Source organism: Streptomyces sp. NRRL S-118, assembly GCF_000716335.1.
GTDB lineage: Bacteria > Actinomycetota > Actinomycetes > Streptomycetales > Streptomycetaceae > Streptomyces.
Genome location: NZ_JOBL01000368.1, coordinates 1 through 711 on the forward strand (window position 1 = coordinate 1; position 711 = coordinate 711).

The 711-nt window shown below is 74.7% G+C and carries 1 pseudogene; it reads right to left on the reverse strand.

Annotation, left to right across the window (positions count from 1 at the left end):
* Positions 1-640: pseudogene (locus IH00_RS36935) on the reverse strand (polyketide synthase subunit); the annotation flags it as partial.
* Positions 641-711 lie beyond the last annotated feature (71 nt).

Consider the following 711-nt stretch of genomic DNA (forward strand, 5'->3'; position numbering starts at 1 on the left):
TCACCAGCACCGTCCCCCGCGGGGTGTACGCCCGGCCGGCACCGGCCGCTCCCCCGGCGGGTGCCAGCCTGCGCCCGTAGGCGCCGGAGGCTCGTACGGCCACCTGGTCCTCGGCACCGGCCGCTGCCAGCACCCAGGCCAGCCGTCGCAGGCACCGGGCGTCCGGCGCGTCGGGGAGGTCCACCAGACCTCCCCACAGGGCGGGCACTTCCAGGGCGATGCCACGCCCGACACCCCAGACCTGGGCTCCGGCCGTGGAGGGCCGCTCTCCCGTCGCGACGGCGACGGCCCGGCAGGTGACGGTCCACAACCGCGCACTCGTACCGGCGTCGGAGGCCGCCTGCGCGAGGAGGACCGTACCGACGGTGGCGCGGTCGAGACCGGGGTGGTCGGGGTGCGGCCGCTCGTCCATCGGAAGGAGGGAGAGGATGCCCTCCCAGGTGCCGGACAGCCGCGCGGCGAGACCGTCACGTCCCAGCGCCACGGGATCGGCCACCAACCGCTGCACGGTGGCGCCGTGGTGGCTGAGTACGTCGGCGATGTCATCCGCCGGGCCGGGGTCCGTGCCCTCCGGCTGAACCAGCAGCCAGCGACCGGACAGCCGGGGCGTTGCCTCTGCCGAGAGCCCCTTCCAGACCACTTTGTAACGCCAGGCTTCCGTTCCCGCGTGCTCGGCTCCGCGCCTGCGATCGAGGCTTCGCGGAGTGGTTT